This is a genomic window from Metabacillus sp. B2-18, from assembly GCF_021117275.1.
GTDB lineage: Bacteria > Bacillota > Bacilli > Bacillales > Bacillaceae > Metabacillus.
The window spans coordinates 4,994,956-5,012,823 of record NZ_CP088245.1 but is presented as its reverse complement, the minus strand read 5'-3'; the positions used below and the strand labels follow the sequence as shown (position 1 = coordinate 5,012,823).

Genomic DNA, 17,868 nt, shown 5'->3' with positions numbered 1-17,868 from the left:
AATTGCCCCTTTAACAGTTACCCTCTTTTCTCAAATAGCTTACATATTTCAATTATGGTTTCAGTTGCTTTCACCATATTATCAACCGAAATAAATTCAAACTTCCCGTGGAAATTTTCACCGCCAGTGAACACATTCGGGGTTGGTAATCCCATATAGGATAGCTGTGATCCGTCAGTTCCGCCACGGATCGGTTCAACGATAGGTGTGATACCAAGGTTCTCCATTGCCTCATGGGCCACATCAACAATATACTTCACAGGCTCAATTTTATCTTTCATATTATAATATTGATCATTAAGCTCTAAAACAATGGCATCCTGCCCATATACAGATTGAAATTCCTCTACAAGCTTAGTAATTGTTTGCTTTCTTTCTTCAAACTTCTGTTTATCATGATCACGGATAATGTAATGAACATATGTATTCTCAACATCACCTTGTAAGCCAATAAGATGATAAAATCCTTCATATCCTTCTGTAAACTCAGGAGCTTCCATTGCAGGGAGCTTGCTTTGAAAAGCCATTGCTATTTTTGCAGAGTTCACCATTTTACCCTTTGCCGTTCCAGGGTGAACATTGTTCCCTTTAAATGTAATTTTTGCTGCTGCTGCATTAAAGCTTTCGTACTGAAGCTCACCTAATGGACCGCCATCGATTGTGTAGGCAAAGTCAGCATGAAAGGCCTCAACATCAAATTTATGAGGTCCCCTCCCGATTTCTTCATCAGGTGTAAAGGCTACGCGTATTTTGCCATGCTTGATTTCAGGATGGTTAATCAGATAGGCCATACTCGTCATAATTTCTGCAATACCTGCTTTGTTATCTGCACCTAATAAAGTTGTTCCATCAGTTGTGATAAGTGTATGACCTTCGTAATTTTTAAGGTTCGGAAATTGTGATGCAGATAAAACCACATTTAGCTCTTCATTAAGAACAATATCTTTTCCATCGTAACTTGAGATGAGCTGAGGATTTACATTTTTACCAGTGAAATCTGTTGCTGTATCGATATGTGCGAGAAACCCAATTGTAGGCAATTCCTTATCTGTATTTGCAGGAAGCGTTGCCATCACATAGCCGTTATCATCCATTGTGACATCCTGCATACCAATTTCCTTCAGTTCTTCTACTAGCTGCTTGCCAAGTTTAAGCTGACCAGGTGTGGATGGACATGTATCATTGTTTTCGTTTGATTGTGTATCAACTTTTACATAGCTTGTAAATCTTTCAATGATTTCATTTTTCATCATCATTACTCTCCTTACTATGAGATAGGTTTATCTTATCATGTTAAGGAATGATGAGGAAAATTTAGAGAATATAAAAAAGAGGTTTGTAAAAGAGATGCCTCTGTTTTAAATACAAGGCACATTTCACAAAACCCTCTTTATTGAGTATACTTATGCACATTTACCTAGGTAACGTAAATTCTGCTGTTCTGCCTTTAAATGCTTTTTCACCGTTTTCAGCATAAAAAGGACCAAATTCCATAACAAACTTTTTATATAAACCAAATTCATCTTTTCTAAATAAGAAAACATGGAGTTTTTCCCCAGTTTCACCAGCAGCAATTGTGGCTGGGTCACGTGGTTCAGCCATTCCCTGACTAAGGACTCTAACTCGGTTATCGTCAACATTTAAAATAGTCCCTAAATTGTTGATACTAACTGGTGTGGTTGATCCGTTATCAATTTTCACTTTAACAGTTAGGGCAGCAACACCACTGTCTCCAAAATCACTAAACATTTCTTTATTTGCTTCGGTTGGAATAACTTCTGTGTACTGTACCCCTTCAACCGTAACATTCACATCACCGATTTTTTTGGTATCATTTATATTCAATTTTTCAAAAATCATTTTCTTATCAGCCCAGTTATCTGATGTTAAACGATCTTGATAGAACTGTGGTTGAGAAGCTGTTGTCTCTGCTTGTTCATCATTGTAGATGAAATCATATGACGGTGAATTTCCTGAAATGCTTCCGCTAAAATCAGAGTTCTCTGCTACTCCGCCTTCTATTACGTATTTAGGCTTAACTGATTTTAACTTTTCAAAATCTTCATTAGTCATTTTAAAAGTTAATAGACCTGTTACTTTTTCTCCTGCTTCGAATAAGGAGATGTCATCTTGGTTCTTTTTAATCTTAAAAATCTGTTGATCTTCTGGTACAAATGCTTTCCAGTCAGAAGGTATGTAATCTAAATCATTGCTTAACTGAATTCGATGAGAATTGTTATAATACATAGGTTTATCTGTTCCATTTTCTATAGTCACTTTAGCTGTCACAACATATCCATCAACTTGATCATCAAAATAGATGGTTGAATATTCATTGACGTCAGTAACTTTTACAAGTTGATATTCATCAACAGAAACTTTAAAGCCTTCCATATCATGAGTATATTGAGGATCTTTATTTGTATAGAGAATTTCCACATTCCCTTCAGAATCTTCAGCAATAAATGGATTTAATGTTTCGTTATCACCTTGTGGTTGTTCTTCGGCATCTTTTTCTTCAGTTTCAGTTGTTACTTCTTCATTAGCTGTTTGTGTTTCCTCAGCTTGAGCAGGAGCTTCTTCTTGCTTTGTTCCAGAAGCTTCTTCGTCATTTCCACATGCAGTTAGAAGAAGTGTGCTAAAAAACAATGTAGAAAATAAAAATTTGGATTTTTTCACATTTTCACAACCTTTATCAATTTTTTCCCACAGTTATCTATTATAATAGAATTCTTGTGAAAAACCCTTTTATTTACATAATTTATTAAAAAATGGTAATTAAGGTCTGATGAGGGAATTATCTATAGAGATAAAGTCATGTTTAATAGGTGATGTATGCCCTTTCAACTATCTTTGTGAAAATGTGATCACTTGTTCCTGGTTCTTTTGTTATGGATTTTCGAAATGTGTTTATTTATTTCTAGCTGTCTATAATACAATAACAAGTGCGCATTGGTTTTTTTCATTCCACATGGTACAACATAAATAAGATAAATTGAAGGAAGGACAACTTTATATGAATTTTGAACAAACAATTGAACCATTTATTACAACAGATGACCTTATTCTTCAGGATTTTGTTGCTCATACTCTTCATGATTATCCTACAAACAAATCCCGTAAATGGACAAAGAGATTACTTCTTGAAGCTATAAATAAGCCCATAAAGGCAATGTCTATCTTATCGTTTCTTAAGGTCGATCCTAATGATGAAGACCTGGTAAATCTTTTAATTGAGGCAAGAAATGATACTACTGATAAAATTCGTTATACCTATGAACGATTATTAACAGAGTTTCATCCTCGTATAGTCTTAAAGCATCGAGAAAAATTAACAGATCTCTTTCAAAAAGAAGATTGGCGCGTTTATGAAGTGCTGGAGAATGGAACAGAAGAGAAAGTATGGGAGGAATATTTTAACGCTCTAACTACATTGAATGCTGAACAAGACTTGAATTATTTCTTGTATCAAAGATTAAAGAAAATTGCTTATTCCCTTTTTGAAAAGAAATACATAACAGAAGAACAGGTTTTAAGTGTTTTCGCCCAAAATCTTCAGGAGGATTGGTTTGACTATAATGGCTATATAGCTGTTTATTTAATGGGATTAATGAAAATGGATCAGCATGCCGATCTTCTTGCATCTCTATTAACCAGAGACGACGATATATTAATAGAGGAAACAGCAGAAGCGCTTATCTCGTTTCAAACAGATAAGGTTGTAGAAGCCACAAAGCCTTATTTATTACATGAAGATTCCCTGATTTTTGCAGCATCTGTTATTGAAAACATAAAAACAGATGCTGCAGTAGAAGCATTACGTGATGTTTATCATCAATTAGAAGGAAATGATGTACAGGGAGTGATCTTCGAGGCACTTGTTCATCAGCTTTCAGTTAAAGCGCAAGGTGAAATTGAAGAATATGTTAGCAAAGCAGGTACAACAATACTGATCGATGAGGATCAGCTTGCGTATAGTTATTTTAAAATTATAGGAATTCAGCATCCTCGGCTTGAGGAATGGAAAAGTGCGATTGAGGGAAGGTAAGCGGAAAAAGGGATCGGAATAGCACCGATCCCTTATATTGTAGCTCCCTTTACGGCATTCTTACCTGAGGTTTACTACATCCACATGCTTAAAATCCTTCACTTGAAACAAGCCCATGTCTGTTAATTTTAATTCCGGAATTACAGGCAGTGCTAAAAACGATAGAGTTAAAAATGGGTTGAAGTTGCCTGTAAAGCCAATATTCATTAAAGCTGCATCAATTTCTTTTAGCATCTTATTTACATCTTTAAAAGATGAGGCTGTCATTAAGCCTGAAATCTCTAACGGTAAGGAAGCGATCACATCATTTTCGTTAATGACAACCAGGCCACCGCCCATTGCTTTTAATTCATAAATGGCTTTAAGTAGATCTTGATCATTTGTTCCTAGAGCAATAATATTATGAGAATCATGTGCAACAGTCGAAGCAATTGCCCCACTTTTAAGGCCAAATCCTTTGACAATTCCTAATCCGATGTTTCCAGTTGCTGCATGTCTTTCAACAACTGCCATCTTTAGATGATCTAGTTTAACAGATGGTTGAAAATAGCCATTTTTTGAGTTGATTTCTTCAACAATATGGTTTGTAATGATTTTATTTGGAACGATCTCAATTATGTTAGCGGAAGTTCCTTGTGAACATGAAATTTGCAGATCATCCATTTTAATCTCTTGAATATGAACGGTGTTTGTTAAAGAATCTGAGATGGATGGAGTTGTTTCACTATACTCTGAACAAACAAAACGTCCATTTTCAGCCATAAGCTTGCCTTTTAAAAAGACTTTTTCAATCTTCACATCTTCTAAACTATCTAAAAACACAAGATCAGCATCATAGCCTGGAGCAATAGCGCCTTTTGATGGTAAGCCAAAGCATTCTGCTGCGTTGATGGTGGCCATTTGGTAGGCAAGAATTGGATCTAGTCCTCCTTTAATGGAAAGAGAAATATTGTAATCAATGCTTCCTTCAGCAATTAAATCATCTAAATGCTTATCATCGGTTACAAAGAGACAGCGTCGTGCATTTCTGTCGGTAATAACAGGCAATAAAGCTGAAACATCTCTTGCAGCAGATCCTTCTCTAAGCATAACGTACATGCCTCTTTTCAAACGGTCACGTGCTTCCTCTGGTGTGACACATTCATGGTCCGTTTTAATTCCCGCAGATGCATAAACATTTATGACATCTCCAGATAGACCAGCAGCATGACCGTCTATTTTTTTACCGAGTTTATTGGCTGTTGTGAGCTTTTTCATCATACCCTTCTCTTGATGAAAAACAGAAGGGAAATCCATAACCTCTGCAAGCCCTAAAACACGTTCTTCTTTGTAAAAAGGCTCTAAATCTTCGGCAGTAAGTGAGGCACCTGCATGTTCAAACGGTGTAGCTGGTACACAGGAAGGAAGCATAAAATAGGTGTTTAAAGGGATATCTTTTGCTGAATCAATCATAAATTGAATGCCTTTTGAACCACTAACATTGGCTATTTCATGGGGATCGGCAATGACTGTTGTGACACCGTGTGGAATGACAACTTGAGAAAATTGTTGAGGAGTTACCATTGCGGATTCAATGTGAACATGACCATCAATAAAACCTGGTGAAATATATTTTCCCGTGGCATCGATGGTTGTGTTTCCTTCATAATGACCAACTCCAACGATAACACCATCTGTAATGGCGATGTCTTCTTCGATGATTTCACCATTAAATACATCTATTATTTTCCCGTTTTTAATGACAACATCTGCTTTTACTTTCTTTGCAGAAGCAGCTAATCTTTGAGTGAAGTATTCCATAGATGTGATCTCTCCTTTCGTTTATTAAAAAAATTTAGAAAAAAACCGCAAGAAAAAAGGATAAACTTTTCTTTGCGGCAGTAATCCGATACTAGTATCTCTTATTATTAGTGAATGATAAGTTAAAACAAATTTTAAAACATCTAACATTTAATGTCAACAATTTTAACATTAGTAATCAACCACTCTATTTCTCTTTCGCTTTTGATTTCGAAGAATAGGTTCAAACCCACCAGAACCAAGCACAACACCGAAAATGATGAAAATAAATCCAATCATTTGCGGAAGTGTAATAACTTCTCCTAAAAATATGGATGCACCAACTAATGCAAAAAATGGATTAAGATTAATGAAAACAGCTGACTCAGCTGGCCCTACTTTTCCAACGGCATAATTGTAGATCATATGTCCAACAGATGTTGCTAAAAATGCTGAAGCGAAGAAGACAATCCATATAGAAAGTGATCTTTCAGTCATGCTCTCGAGACCAGCAGGCTCAATAATAAGGCTGATGATAAAGAGTAAAATTGAGCCAATGAAAAGCATATAACCTGTCATCAGGCGTGGATCTAATGTTGACGATACCTTCTTAATCATAATAAAACTAACGGCCTGAACAAAAATAGACAGAAATACATGAACATCGCCAAGAGAAATACCTTCCAAACTATCTCCATTTTGAAACACAATGAATGAAATTCCGATAAATCCAAGAATAATTCCACAAAAGCGAAGGATCGTAATTTTGTTTCGTAAAAATAAAAATGCTAGAATCGTCGTTAAGATTGGCCCAGTTCCTAATATTAGTCCCCCATTAGAAGCTGAGGTTTCCTTTAAACCAATCGACAGAAAATAATGATGTCCAACAACATTAAATAAGGAACAGATGATAATGTACTGCCATTCTTTTTTGGTAGGTTTTCTTACAAGCTTTAAAGAAAATAAAATGACAAACACACCAACAGCTGCTGTAAAAATGCGAAAAGCTGTCATTGTAACAGGCATAAAGCTTGTAACAAGAAGCTTTGTTGCAATAACATTGAATCCCCAAAAAATCATCACAACAAATAGCGATATATAAATTTGATATTGATGCTTATTAACCAAGCAGTACCCTTCTTTCTTTATATGTAGACAATCTCTACAAATCTATTGCTCTAAGCAGCAACATAAACATTATATTTAAAAAAGAAAGAAGTAAATACTAAATTCGTCCAACATATTAAGATTTTTACAAAAAGGGCAAAAAAAACACCCTCATTAAAGGAGGATGGTATTCGACAAACTTCGGGTGGTGCCTGTCACTACAACAAGTAACTTCGCACTCCCTTGTTGTCACGCAAGAACACCCCGAGATTATTTTTTGTTTCAATCATTGAACCATTATCTAAGGAGTAGTAAGTAATTTTTTCTTTCCATAATAATGATTCTGGTGTATCAGATGTATCCTTCAACTTCTTCACAGTTCCGTTTTTCATACGGTACCGCTTCAAGGCAGGTTCTTTCTTTCGGATATCATTCAACCAAATGATAAGCTTCAATAAGTTTCCACCAAGCATTTCAAAACTTTCATTCTTCATCGGGCTGCTCGTAAATTGATAAATAGAAAGATTTTCACCCTTCATTACAAGATCAGCTTTTGCTCGAAAAGCATAATGAACATCTCCTGATAAAATTACACACTCACTTGGCTTCCATTTTATCAATTGCTCCAGAAAAGAATAAAAGCCGTTAAGGTTATATTTCCAGGCTTCAAAATCTAGTTTGTATTGAACCGGTATTCCCAATGATCGAAACGGATAAATGTTTTTCTTTAAAAATGACTCTATACTATCAACCCCATAAAGAGGAGTAGCTGAAGTAATTTGTAGCGAGTCCCCTTGTTGCCATGAGCTTTCCTTGATTACCGTATCTAGGAGCTCCCATCCCCTTGAGCCAATTAATATAGAAGGTTTAGAAAGAGTTCTATCATTGCTTTGAAAAGTCTCGTATTCTCGTAGAGTTCGAGTATCGAGACAAAGTGTCATCGGGTTTGTCGGAGCGATAAAATGCCACCCTTCAAAGTCAAGAATCGTGTTTACCCAACGATGATAAGAAGGTGTATTGATCGAAGTTAATTTTAAGTATTGCTCGATATCATGGATAAACGAGGAATCAAAGCTATTCGGATTGTTTCCCCAACCTTGAAAGGCCCAGTATGCCGTTAAACCACTAGCAATCGTATGCTTTCCAAGTGGAGCTCCATAGACTTGTTCTTTCCAATCAGCTGTAATATTCCAATCGTCTGTTACATCATGATCGTCAAATATCATATATGTTGGAACATTCGCTAACACTCTTCTCACCTTTGAAAGACCAGACTGAAAATAATGGACATCTTCAATTTGTTCAAGAAATTGATGTTGAAGCTCATCTTTTTCTTTAGGGTAAAAAGAGTCTATTTTATATAAGTCTTCAAATGCATTTGGGCCATTTGACTCTATCAAGGCATTCCAAAGCGCAGAGCTCCAGTTTAATAAGTACATTGCTGCATACTCCCCAAAGGTAAGCAAATGGTTTTCAGCATGAGATGACGTGAACTTACAGAGATCTTCTGCGATCGATTGCCGGCCGTTAATTTTATTTAAAAGGTGTTGATAGGGTGCCTTATTTAATTTTGGTTCAACCTCAATTAGGTTTTCGTCATCACCAATCAATTCCTGCTTAATTTTCTGAATATACGGTACGAGTGGACCCGCTATATCATCCGCATAGATTTGATCACCAAGCATGAAAAGTGAACTTGGTCTTAATGTAAGATCTTGATCATGTTTTTTTATTAAATCATCTGCTTTGGCTAAAGTGTCTTCCCCTTTACCATGGGGCTTTCTGCAGGACCCATACAGAATGGTTGAATGTTTATTAGTGTTAATAAAAAACGTAGGATAGTCAAACCCATCATACACAAGTGATTCTGGATGATCTGAAGACAAGAGCTGCAGACTGCTTAAATCATATTGCTCTAATCCTTTTTTAAAGAATAAGTTATATCCTAAAAATTGATTAATAGGAAACTCACCTCGTGTTGGCATTAACTTAATGAGATGAATATATAGATGTTTTCCTAAACGAACGGTATTTGTTTTAGTTTTTATGGAAATAGGTTGATTTTTTGAACCTTGTGTTTGCATCTCATATAATCCAGCATTTATTGAATAATCCTTGCTTGTAGCAAGCCAAATAAACACCTGTGAACTTTCCACTCTACGAAGGATAGGACCGGACAGAATAACAGGAAGCTTCATCATTGCCAGTCACCTCTAACTAGGTATTTTTATTACTTTATTCAAGAAAGAGTACATTTGTGAGGCAGGTTGCGTTCGACAAACTTCGGGGGAGTGACAGTGCTCCGGCCTCGAGTTTTTCTAAAAACACCGGGAAGAAGGTGATGGAGACCAAAGTGGTGAGTTGGGGCAAGTGAAACAGTCTTCATAGGGGTGATGAAGACCAAAGTGGTGAGTGGAGGCAAGTGAAATGGTGTTCATAGGGGTGATGAAGACCAAAGTGGTGAGTAAAAGAAAGTAAAACGGTCTTCATAAGGGTGATGAAGACGGAAGTGGTGAATATAAGCAAGTGAAATGGTCTTCATAGGATCGATGAAGACCAAGATGATGAGAATAAGCGAGTAAAATGGTCTTCATAGCTGCTGCACCACCCCAAAATTCCTCGAAAAATTCCGTGAAGTGACAGGCACCACCCCCTTGCCTATTTCCGCCAACTTCTTTAAACTCAAACTAGATATCTTAAGGATGGGGTGAAGGAAAGGTGAGCGTTGACCAAAACCAAACCTTTGATATTATCGATGTTTGCTTGTTAGCCGGGAAAATCATGCTTCGTAGCGGGGCTGAAACGTACCGGGTGGAAGATACAATGATGAGAATAGCAGCAGCTTATGGGATAAAGGAAACTCATAGCTATGTCACGCCAACAGGAATCATTTTTTCTGTAAGCAGTAAAACCCCCACACAGCTTGTGAGAATTGTTGATCGTTCTACCGATTTGCAAAAGGTTGCAAAAGTAAATGGTGTTTCGAGACAAATAAGCAACGGGGAATTGTCTGTTGAAGAGGCATATTCTCACTTAAAAGAAATTGAGCTGGATGCTCATGCCTACCCGATTTGGGTGCAAATTGGGGCAGCTTCCATTGCAAGTGGATGCTTTTTAATTATGTTTCAAGGTGGCTGGACTGACTTTCTTCCAGCAGTCATTGCGGGCGGAATTGGATTTTCAAGCTTAATCTATCTTCATCGATTAGTCGAAATAAAGTTCTTTGCTGAATTTTTAGCATCACTTATCATAGGTCTACTATCTGTTTTATTTGTCACACTTAATATCGGTGCTGAGCTGGATAAGGTTATCATTGGTTCTGTTATGCCGTTAGTACCTGGTTTGCTCATTACGAACGCAGTGAGAGACCTCATGGCAGGTCATTTAGTATCAGGAATATCTAAGGGAGCAGAAGCCTTTTTAACCGCATTTGCCATTGGAGCAGGTGTTGCGGTTGTTTTCTCGTTTTATTAACTTTTTCTGGATAGTTAGGTAGCTTTCTTAATAAGGAGGGCTTTAATTATGATCGAACAGATTATTACAAGCTTTATCGCATCAGCAGCATTCGGAATCATCTTTAATGCACCAGTAAAAACATTATTTCGATGTGGTTTCGCCGGAATGGTTGGCTGGATGATTTATATCGGGTTATTCGAGTATTCTAATGACAGTGTTTTTGCTTCTTTAATTGCCTCTTTTGTTATTGCAATTATTAGTCAATACTATGCGAAGAAGCATAAAACGCCTGTTATTATTTTTAACGTGTCTGGAATTATACCGTTAGTGCCTGGTGGACTAGCGTATGATGCGATGAGGCAGGTCGTGGAAAATGACTATAATGCTGCGATACCACTTGCAGCAAAGGCCTTTATGATTTCTGGTGCAATTGCAATAGGATTGGTTTTATCAGAGGTGATGAATCAGATCATTCGAAAGGCAAAGCAGAAACGAAATCATGAATTTATGAAATCATAGAGTAAAAAAGTGATTTAAACCTTAATAATTTTGACGGACTAATGTATAATGTTTTAATCACTAATAGAGAGGTATATACAATGAATGCATTTATAAAAAATCAAATTGAACATTTTCAGGACAAAAACCAAAATCGTGGTCGTTTATTAGTTAGCTGTCCGGACCAACCTGGTATTGTTTCAGCTATTTCAAAATTTTTATTTGAACACAATGCTAATATTATTGAGTCAAGTCAGTATTCTACAAATCCAGAGGGCGGAACTTTTTTCATTCGCATTGAATTTGAATGTCCAAACTTAAAAGATAAAGCACAAAGGATGGAAGTAGAGTTCAATCAAATTGCAGAACAATTTTCAATGGACTGGAACTTCACACATGTATACAATTTGAAAAAAGTGGCGATTTTCGTCTCAAAAGAATTGCACTGCTTACTTGAACTTCTTTGGGAATGGCAAAGCGGCGACTTAATGGCAGATATCTCGCTTGTCGTTAGTAACCATGAAGAAGCAAGAGAAGTCGTTGAATCACTAAATATCCCGTTCTACTACATCCCTGCAAACAAAGATATTCGTGAGCAAGTAGAAGATCAACAGCTTCAGCTTTTAAAAGAACATGATATTGACTTAATTATTTTGGCGCGCTATATGCAAATTTTAACGCCGAAGTTTGTATCAGCAAATCCGAACAAAATTATTAACATCCACCATTCCTTCTTACCAGCTTTCGTTGGTGCAAGACCATATGAAAGAGCATACGGACGTGGTGTGAAGTTAATCGGAGCAACGTCTCATTATGTAACAAATGACCTTGATGAAGGCCCAATTATTGAACAAGATATTAGCCGTGTTGATCATCGTGATAATGTGGACAGCTTGAAAAAAATCGGTCGTAACGTTGAACGAAGTGTGTTAGCAAGAGCAGTAAAATGGCATCTTGAAGATCGTATTCTTGTGCATGAAAACAAAACAATTGTCTTTTAATAAATTCTAAAAGTGGCTCAAGGAAAATATCTTCCCTGAGTCACTTTTTTATTGTGCATTCAACTGCTGATGATACAATAATAGCAACTTATCTTTTTAGCGGAGGGATACGATGAAACGATTAACTGGCAAAACAATTGCTCTTGCAGGTCAGCGTAAATCAGAGGAGCTTAGTAAGCTAGTAGAGAACCTTGGTGGCGTTGCACTAAGTAGACCAGCACAGGGAACAGTTTTTTTAGATGATACAAATGTTGAAAAAGAAATAAAGGCCTTAATAGACGGGAATTTCAACTGGTTGATTTTTACAACGGGAATTGGAACGGATAAACTCTACCAAACTGCTGTAAACATGGGGTTAGGTGATCGATTTATTGAGGCACTTAATAGTGCGAAAATTGCGGCAAGAGGCTATAAAACAGTGAATGTTCTTAAAAAGCTTGGAATACAACCAGATGTAAGGGATGATGATGGAAGTACAGCTGGATTAGTGAGAGAGTTAAGAGCACATTCATTTTCAGGTTTAAGTGTTGCTCTTCAGCTACATGGTGATCCGGCACCGATATTAATTGACTTTCTAAAGGAACAAGGTGCAGAATATCGTGAAATTTTACCTTATCAGCATATCCCGCCAAAGCCTGAAGTGATGGAGCAGCTTGTAAGTGAAATACTTGATGGAAAAATAGATGCTGTTAACTTTACAAGTACTCCTCAAGCTAGGTTTTTAATGGCTCATGCAAAGGAAAAAGGTGTAGAAAAGGAAGTTTTACAAGCATTTTCTACGACTGTTATGGCAGTATCTGTTGGAAAAGTAACAGCTCAAGCATTACGTGAGGTTGGCATTACAAGAATGGTTGTTCCTGAGGAAGAAAGAATGGGAAGTGCAATCATTGCTCTTGTAAACTATTATAAGCAAGAGGAAGAGAATAAGTAAGAAAGAGCGAATCGGTTGATTCGCTCTTTTTCCGCCCTGGATTATGAGCGATTAATAAAGAATGGTAGCTCCTCTACTCCTACTAATCGAGCATATGTGAACAATTGACCTTTGTGATGAATTTCATGGTCTTTTCCACTTTCAAGCAAAGCGATTCCAGGCATTTGCATCCCAGCAAATTCAACGATCTGAGCAAGTTGATCATCTGTAAGAGACTCTAACTGAGACTTTGTTTCCTCAGTTTCCTTTAGAAGGGTCTCTTTTAATTCGCTAATCGTGTTAACCTCTGGTTGTGCAACTGGTGGTGTAAAAGTACCGTTCTTTACCGTTTGTGCAAACATGCCCATTGCACTTGTAATATGTAAAACAAGTTCAGAAAGTGACATAGCCCCTTCCCATGGTTTATAAGATACATGTTGATCTTCTAGTTTTTCCACGATTTCAAGCAGGACTTTTCGGTGACTCATCCAGCCGGTGATTAATGCACTTTTTTGTGTCATTTGACTCGCTCCTTTTTATGTTAAAATCGTCAATCCGTTGTTTATTATAAAGGATCCTAGGTGAAATGAGGAGTAATTAGATTGCAAGCCATATTCCTTTTGTTAGCGCTTTATCTATACTATAATAAAAATTGTGAAAAATTTTAACTAAACGATAACTCGCATAGGATGGTGGAAGGAATGAAATATCGTCAACTCGGAGATACAGATCTTAAAATTAGTGAACTAAGCTTTGGAACTTGGGCTATTGGTGGATCGTGGGGTAAATCAGATGATCAGGAAGCATTAAGAGGTCTAGAGCGTGCGATGGATGCCGGTGTTAACTTCTTTGACACAGCTGATGTATATGGTGATGGACATAGTGAGGAATTACTTGCAAAAGCAACAAAAGGAAAAGAAGATAAAATACATATTGCGACAAAGTTCTGCCGTGCGGGTGATATTTTTGATCCTGAAACATATTCAGAAAAAGCTGTTACTGAATACTGTGAGGCGAGCTTAAAGCGTCTTCAACGTGACACGATTGATCTTTACCAAATTCATTGTGCTCCTTTTGAAATCTTAAAAAGTGGACTGGTTTTTGAAGTATTAGATAAGCTTCAACAACAAGGGAAAATCCGTCACTACGGTGTGAGTGTTGAGACTGTAGAAGAAGGATTATTTTGTTTAGATCAAGCAAATGTGAAGGCACTACAAGTTATTTTTAATATTTTCCGTCAAAAAGCCATCCCTGAACTGCTTCCACAAGCAAAGGAAAAAGGTGTAGGCTTATTAGCTCGTGTACCTTTAGCAAGTGGCTTATTAACGGGTAAATTCACAAATGGAGCTAAATTTGAAGAAGATGATCACCGCAATTTCAATAAAGACGGCGAACACTTCAATGTTGGTGAAACGTTTGCCGGTGTAGAATTCTCTAAAGGTGTTGAGCTAAGTCAACAGCTGGAATGGATTTCAGAAGGCCGTGGCAATATGGCAAGAGCAGCACTTCGCTGGATTCTTGATCATGAAGAAATCACAACCGTTATCCCTGGTTTTAAAACAGTGAAGCAAGTTGAAGATAATTTACAAGCAACAGAAGTGCCTTCATTTAGTGAGGCTGAGCTGAAGAAGCTTTCTGAGTTTTATCAAAATAGCATTCATCCGAATGTTCGTGGGGTTTATTAATAGATAACTTTACGATGCTACAACTTTATTAGCAGAAGTTGCAAAATAACAACGATGAGTTGCAAAAATATAAGGGAAATCTGCAAGAACCTCACAATTTTAAATAGAAAAAAGCTGTTCACCTCAAAAAGTGAACAGCTGAAACCACAATTATAAGCTCGATTCCTTCCACTCTAGAGCAGTGGAAATGGCTTTCTTTCTACTTTGAACCAACTTATACATGAAAATAACGAGTATTAAAAACAAGCCAGTTAAAAGATACAATGTTTCATAGCCTAATTGAGCAACCACGATTCCTAAAACGAAAGAACCTGTTGCAATTCCGGTATCGAAAAGAGTGAAAAATGTTGCTGTTGCGTGACTGCTGCGGTGGTGATCCGTTGCTTGAACAGCCAGCGTTTGAAAGCAAGGAACAACAGTGCCGTAACCTAAGCCAACAAATGCCCCTGCAAAAAGCAACATAAAGGCATTATGTGCAATGCTTAATAATAATAAACCGATCATAAATAAAACTAAAGCAGGGTATATAACAACATTTGGCCCCTTCGTATCATACAAACGACCGCTGAATGGTCTTGCGATAATCATCGCTACGGCAAATACAAGGAAAAAGTAACTTGCGGCTTCTATCAAATCCAAATCTTTAGCATACATCGATATAAACGAAAGAACACTTGAATACGTAAATGCAACTAAGCTTCCTACAAGTGCAATTGGAAGGGCCTTTTGATCAATTAAATCGCTGAATTGTAGGCGTTTCTTTTCAACTGGTGATGATTTCTTCACTTCTGTCATTTTACTAAATGCCGTAAATAACACACCGATGGTAATTAATGAAGCTAGTACAAGAAAAAGAATTGAAAAAGATACATATTGTAATAGAGTAAGTGAAATGAACGGACCACAAACAACGGCAAGGTTCATTGACATGGCAAAATATCCAAGTCCTTCACCACGTCTTTTTAGGGGTACAATATCTGCAGCAATTGCACCAGTTGCTGTAGAAGCAATGCTGAACCAGATGCCATGAACGAATCGTAATACTAATAAAAGGGCATAATTTTCAACCCATAGATACATGAAAGAAAAAACTGTAAATAGAATCATGCTGATCATCAATGTTTTTTTCTTCCCGAAATCTTGAATCAGCTTCCCTGAAAAAGGCCGTACAATAATCGCAGATAACATAAATATTGTAATAATTAAACCGGCGTCAACGCTTGAGCGTCCGAGTTCATCAACCACATAGATTGGCAAAGATGTAAGCAGACCATAAAATGCAACAAATATGAAAAAATTACTTAAAAAGATACTAATAAAGCCTTGTGTCCAAATCGGCTGTTTTTCTTGATGATTCATAGGCTTATTCCTCCTTACTTTATTCTGTTTTTCCGAGTTTCTTTAATAAGATAAATAACTGATCTTGTTCATGGTCTGTAAGACTTAAGGTCATTTCTCCTTCAAACCTTTTTACATCTTCTTCAACAGCAGGAAATGATTCAAGCGCTTTTTCTGTAAGAGAAACAAGTCGTTCACGTTTGTCATTTCCAGAAGTACGATTTATCCAGCCGCCTTCTTCAAGCTTAACAAGTGTTCTTGTTACAGTAGGTGCTTCAACGTTTAAATAACGCCATATATCACTTTGGGTCATAGGACCGTTTGTTTTTAGGCAATAAAGAATAGACCATTGTGAGCTGTAAAGGTCATGCTTTTGTAAGTATTCATTAATCTCTTTTGTCATATGTCTTGTTTTTTGATACAACAAATGAAAAAGTTTATTTGTGTTATCCACTTCTTTCACCTCAAATTATTTACTTAGGTAAGTATTGTTGAATCTGAAAGATATTTACCTAGGTAAATATCCACTTATACTAAGATAACAGAAAAACAAATTTTGTAAAGTGACAGGGTTTCAGGTATGCGTTTACAACTATCTGCTTTTTTTAATTACATAATTACACCAATAGTTTCATAATCTATCAATCTCCTCTCAAGCTAACTAAAATATGGGCATACAAGAATTTAGACTTAAGGATTTTCTGTTTAAAATGCAAACGCTTCCTATATTTAAGAAAAAACTTACAAGGTTAAAAAGGAGAGCATATAATGTCAACTTTACGTGAAGAAGCAATAAAGATGCATAAGGATAATAAAGGTAAGCTAGGTGTGCACTCTAAGGTTCCTGTTCGAAATGCTAAAGATTTAAGCTTAGCTTATTCTCCAGGTGTTGCAGAGCCATGCTTGGACATTCATGAAGACGAAAGCAAGGCATATGAGTATACAATGAAGGGTAATTTAGTTGCGGTTGTTTCTAATGGTACAGCTGTACTTGGCCTTGGTAATATTGGACCAAAAGCAGCAATGCCTGTTATGGAAGGAAAAGCACTATTATTTAAATCATTTGCGGATGTGGATGCCTTTCCAATTTGTTTAAACACAACAGATTCAGATAAGATCGTTGAAACAGTTAAGCTATTAGAACCAACCTTTGGTGGAGTAAACCTAGAGGATATTGCCGCTCCACATTGCTTTGAGATTGAAGAAAGATTAAAGAAAGCATGCGATATTCCAATCTTCCATGATGATCAACATGGTACGGCGATTGTGACTGCTGCTGGACTTATTAATGCTCTAAAGCTAGCAGATAAAAAAATAGAAAACATCTCAGTGGTTGTAAATGGTGCAGGTGCTGCAGGTGTTGCGATTGTAAAGCTGCTGCTTCATATGGGTGTGAAAGATGTTGTTTTATGTGATACAAAAGGAATTATTTATGAAGGTCGTTCTGCAGGAATGAATTCATTTAAAGAAGAATTGGCAGCTATGACAAATAAAGACCAAAAGCAAGGGAACTTAGCCGATGCTCTTGAAGGAGCAGATGTGTTTGTTGGTGTATCTGTAGCAGGAGCTGTTACAAAGGAAATGGTTGCATCAATGAATCAAGATTCAATCATTTTTGCAATGGCGAACCCTGTACCTGAGATTATGCCGAATGAAGCGAAAGAAGCAGGAGCACTTGTTGTAGGAACAGGAAGATCTGATTTTCCTAACCAAGTAAATAATGTTCTTGCCTTCCCTGGAATTTTCCGTGGTGCACTAGATGTTCAAGCAAAAGAAATTAATGAAGAAATGAAGCTTGCAGCTGTTCATGCAATTGCTGAGTTAATTTCAGAACAAGATTTAACGAGTGATTACGTAATACCAGATCCATTTGATCAAAGAGTTGTTGCTCACGTGGCATCAGCTGTTGCAAAGGCAGCAATGGATTCAGGTGTTGCCCGAAAAGCAATTGATGTAGCAGAAATGAAGAAGCATTTATTATCAAAAGTAGCTGAACCACAATTAACATATTAATAACGAATGGACTGTTAAGGAGGCTCTCCAAAC

At 36.8% G+C, this 17,868-nt stretch carries 15 protein-coding genes; 7 read left to right on the top strand and 8 right to left on the bottom strand.

All coding sequences use genetic code 11. The features are described 5' to 3' along the window. Window positions 1–17 precede the first annotated feature (17 nt). Window positions 18–1,250 (bottom strand): peptidase T, encoded by a 1,233-nt coding sequence (gene pepT, locus LPC09_RS24985; protein ID WP_231309811.1) that lies wholly within the window; start codon window positions 1,248–1,250, stop codon window positions 18–20. 163 nt (window positions 1,251–1,413) lie between these two features. After that, window positions 1,414–2,679, bottom strand: coding sequence for a DUF5068 domain-containing protein (locus LPC09_RS24980; protein WP_231308687.1), 1,266 nt, complete (start codon window positions 2,677–2,679; stop codon window positions 1,414–1,416). A gap of 337 nt (window positions 2,680–3,016) precedes the next feature. On the opposite strand from LPC09_RS24980, the gene LPC09_RS24975 reads away from it, so the two are divergent. Next, on the top strand, window positions 3,017–4,048 hold the full coding sequence (locus tag LPC09_RS24975; protein WP_231308686.1) for a hypothetical protein: 1,032 nt from the start codon (window positions 3,017–3,019) through the stop codon (window positions 4,046–4,048). 60 nt (window positions 4,049–4,108) lie between these two features. Here LPC09_RS24975 and ade read toward each other — a convergent pair whose 3' ends face one another. From ade to LPC09_RS24960, 3 genes are all read right to left on the bottom strand, one after another. Then, a complete protein-coding gene (gene ade / locus LPC09_RS24970; RefSeq protein WP_231308685.1) occupies window positions 4,109–5,848 on the bottom strand; it encodes an adenine deaminase in 1,740 nt (579 codons plus the stop codon). 171 nt (window positions 5,849–6,019) lie between these two features. Beyond that, a complete protein-coding gene (locus tag LPC09_RS24965) occupies window positions 6,020–6,955 on the bottom strand; it encodes a DMT family transporter (protein WP_231308684.1) in 936 nt (311 codons plus the stop codon). A 197-nt stretch (window positions 6,956–7,152) separates the two neighbouring features. Continuing rightward, entirely contained in the window at window positions 7,153–9,135 is a 1,983-nt protein-coding gene (locus tag LPC09_RS24960) for a metallophosphoesterase family protein (RefSeq protein WP_141549640.1), read from the bottom strand. Window positions 9,136–9,652: 517 nt separating this feature from the next. Here LPC09_RS24960 and LPC09_RS24955 point away from each other — a divergent pair. The 4 genes from LPC09_RS24955 to LPC09_RS24940 all read left to right on the top strand — a co-directional run bounded on the left by LPC09_RS24955 (window position 9,653) and on the right by LPC09_RS24940 (window position 12,820). Next, window positions 9,653–10,408, top strand: coding sequence for a threonine/serine exporter family protein (locus LPC09_RS24955; protein ID WP_269217411.1), 756 nt, complete (start codon window positions 9,653–9,655; stop codon window positions 10,406–10,408). Between the two features lie 48 nt (window positions 10,409–10,456). Then, window positions 10,457–10,909, top strand: a complete 453-nt coding sequence (locus LPC09_RS24950; protein WP_098795203.1) for a threonine/serine exporter family protein — start codon at window positions 10,457–10,459, stop codon at window positions 10,907–10,909. Window positions 10,910–10,989: 80 nt separating this feature from the next. Further along, window positions 10,990–11,889 carry a formyltetrahydrofolate deformylase gene (purU, locus tag LPC09_RS24945; RefSeq protein ID WP_098795202.1) on the top strand — a complete coding sequence of 300 codons (900 nt, stop codon included), beginning with the start codon at window positions 10,990–10,992 and terminating at the stop codon, window positions 11,887–11,889. Between the two features lie 112 nt (window positions 11,890–12,001). Next, entirely contained in the window at window positions 12,002–12,820 is an 819-nt protein-coding gene (locus LPC09_RS24940; RefSeq protein ID WP_098795201.1) for a uroporphyrinogen-III synthase, read from the top strand. A 41-nt stretch (window positions 12,821–12,861) separates the two neighbouring features. Here LPC09_RS24940 and LPC09_RS24935 read toward each other — a convergent pair whose 3' ends face one another. Further along, a complete protein-coding gene (locus tag LPC09_RS24935) occupies window positions 12,862–13,320 on the bottom strand; it encodes a DinB family protein (RefSeq protein ID WP_098795200.1) in 459 nt (152 codons plus the stop codon). A 180-nt stretch (window positions 13,321–13,500) separates the two neighbouring features. Here LPC09_RS24935 and LPC09_RS24930 point away from each other — a divergent pair, with 180 nt between their 5' ends. Then, window positions 13,501–14,484, top strand: coding sequence for an aldo/keto reductase (locus tag LPC09_RS24930; protein ID WP_098795199.1), 984 nt, complete (start codon window positions 13,501–13,503; stop codon window positions 14,482–14,484). Between the two features lie 150 nt (window positions 14,485–14,634). Here the strand turns inward: LPC09_RS24930 and LPC09_RS24925 are convergent, their stop codons facing one another. Both LPC09_RS24925 and LPC09_RS24920 read right to left on the bottom strand, forming a co-directional pair. Continuing rightward, the gene (locus LPC09_RS24925; protein WP_098795198.1) at window positions 14,635–15,843 is read right to left on the bottom strand and encodes an MFS transporter; all 1,209 of its coding nucleotides are present in this window, start codon (window positions 15,841–15,843) and stop codon (window positions 14,635–14,637) included. 19 nt (window positions 15,844–15,862) lie between these two features. Further along, window positions 15,863–16,225, bottom strand: coding sequence for a MarR family winged helix-turn-helix transcriptional regulator (locus tag LPC09_RS24920; RefSeq protein WP_098795237.1), 363 nt, complete (start codon window positions 16,223–16,225; stop codon window positions 15,863–15,865). A gap of 365 nt (window positions 16,226–16,590) precedes the next feature. Here LPC09_RS24920 and LPC09_RS24915 point away from each other — a divergent pair, with 365 nt between their 5' ends. After that, window positions 16,591–17,835 (top strand): NADP-dependent malic enzyme, encoded by a 1,245-nt coding sequence (locus LPC09_RS24915; RefSeq protein ID WP_098795197.1) that lies wholly within the window; start codon window positions 16,591–16,593, stop codon window positions 17,833–17,835. The last annotated feature ends 33 nt before the right edge of the window (window positions 17,836–17,868 follow it).

What these genes read in the sequence shown, in the direction of transcription:
- pepT (WP_231309811.1), bottom strand. Translation starts at nt 1,250, where the DNA reads ATGAAAAATGAAATCATTGAAAGATTTACAAGCTATGTAAAAGTTGAT.
- LPC09_RS24975 (WP_231308686.1), top strand. Translation starts at nt 3,017, where the DNA reads ATGAATTTTGAACAAACAATTGAACCATTTATTACAACAGATGACCTT.
- ade (WP_231308685.1), bottom strand. Translation starts at nt 5,848, where the DNA reads ATGGAATACTTCACTCAAAGATTAGCTGCTTCTGCAAAGAAAGTAAAA.
- LPC09_RS24960 (WP_141549640.1), bottom strand. Translation starts at nt 9,135, where the DNA reads ATGATGAAGCTTCCTGTTATTCTGTCCGGTCCTATCCTTCGTAGAGTG.
- LPC09_RS24950 (WP_098795203.1), top strand. Translation starts at nt 10,457, where the DNA reads ATGATCGAACAGATTATTACAAGCTTTATCGCATCAGCAGCATTCGGA.
- purU (WP_098795202.1), top strand. Translation starts at nt 10,990, where the DNA reads ATGAATGCATTTATAAAAAATCAAATTGAACATTTTCAGGACAAAAAC.
- LPC09_RS24940 (WP_098795201.1), top strand. Translation starts at nt 12,002, where the DNA reads ATGAAACGATTAACTGGCAAAACAATTGCTCTTGCAGGTCAGCGTAAA.
- LPC09_RS24935 (WP_098795200.1), bottom strand. Translation starts at nt 13,320, where the DNA reads ATGACACAAAAAAGTGCATTAATCACCGGCTGGATGAGTCACCGAAAA.
- LPC09_RS24930 (WP_098795199.1), top strand. Translation starts at nt 13,501, where the DNA reads ATGAAATATCGTCAACTCGGAGATACAGATCTTAAAATTAGTGAACTA.
- LPC09_RS24925 (WP_098795198.1), bottom strand. Translation starts at nt 15,843, where the DNA reads ATGAATCATCAAGAAAAACAGCCGATTTGGACACAAGGCTTTATTAGT.
- LPC09_RS24920 (WP_098795237.1), bottom strand. Translation starts at nt 16,225, where the DNA reads ATGACAAAAGAGATTAATGAATACTTACAAAAGCATGACCTTTACAGC.
- LPC09_RS24915 (WP_098795197.1), top strand. Translation starts at nt 16,591, where the DNA reads ATGTCAACTTTACGTGAAGAAGCAATAAAGATGCATAAGGATAATAAA.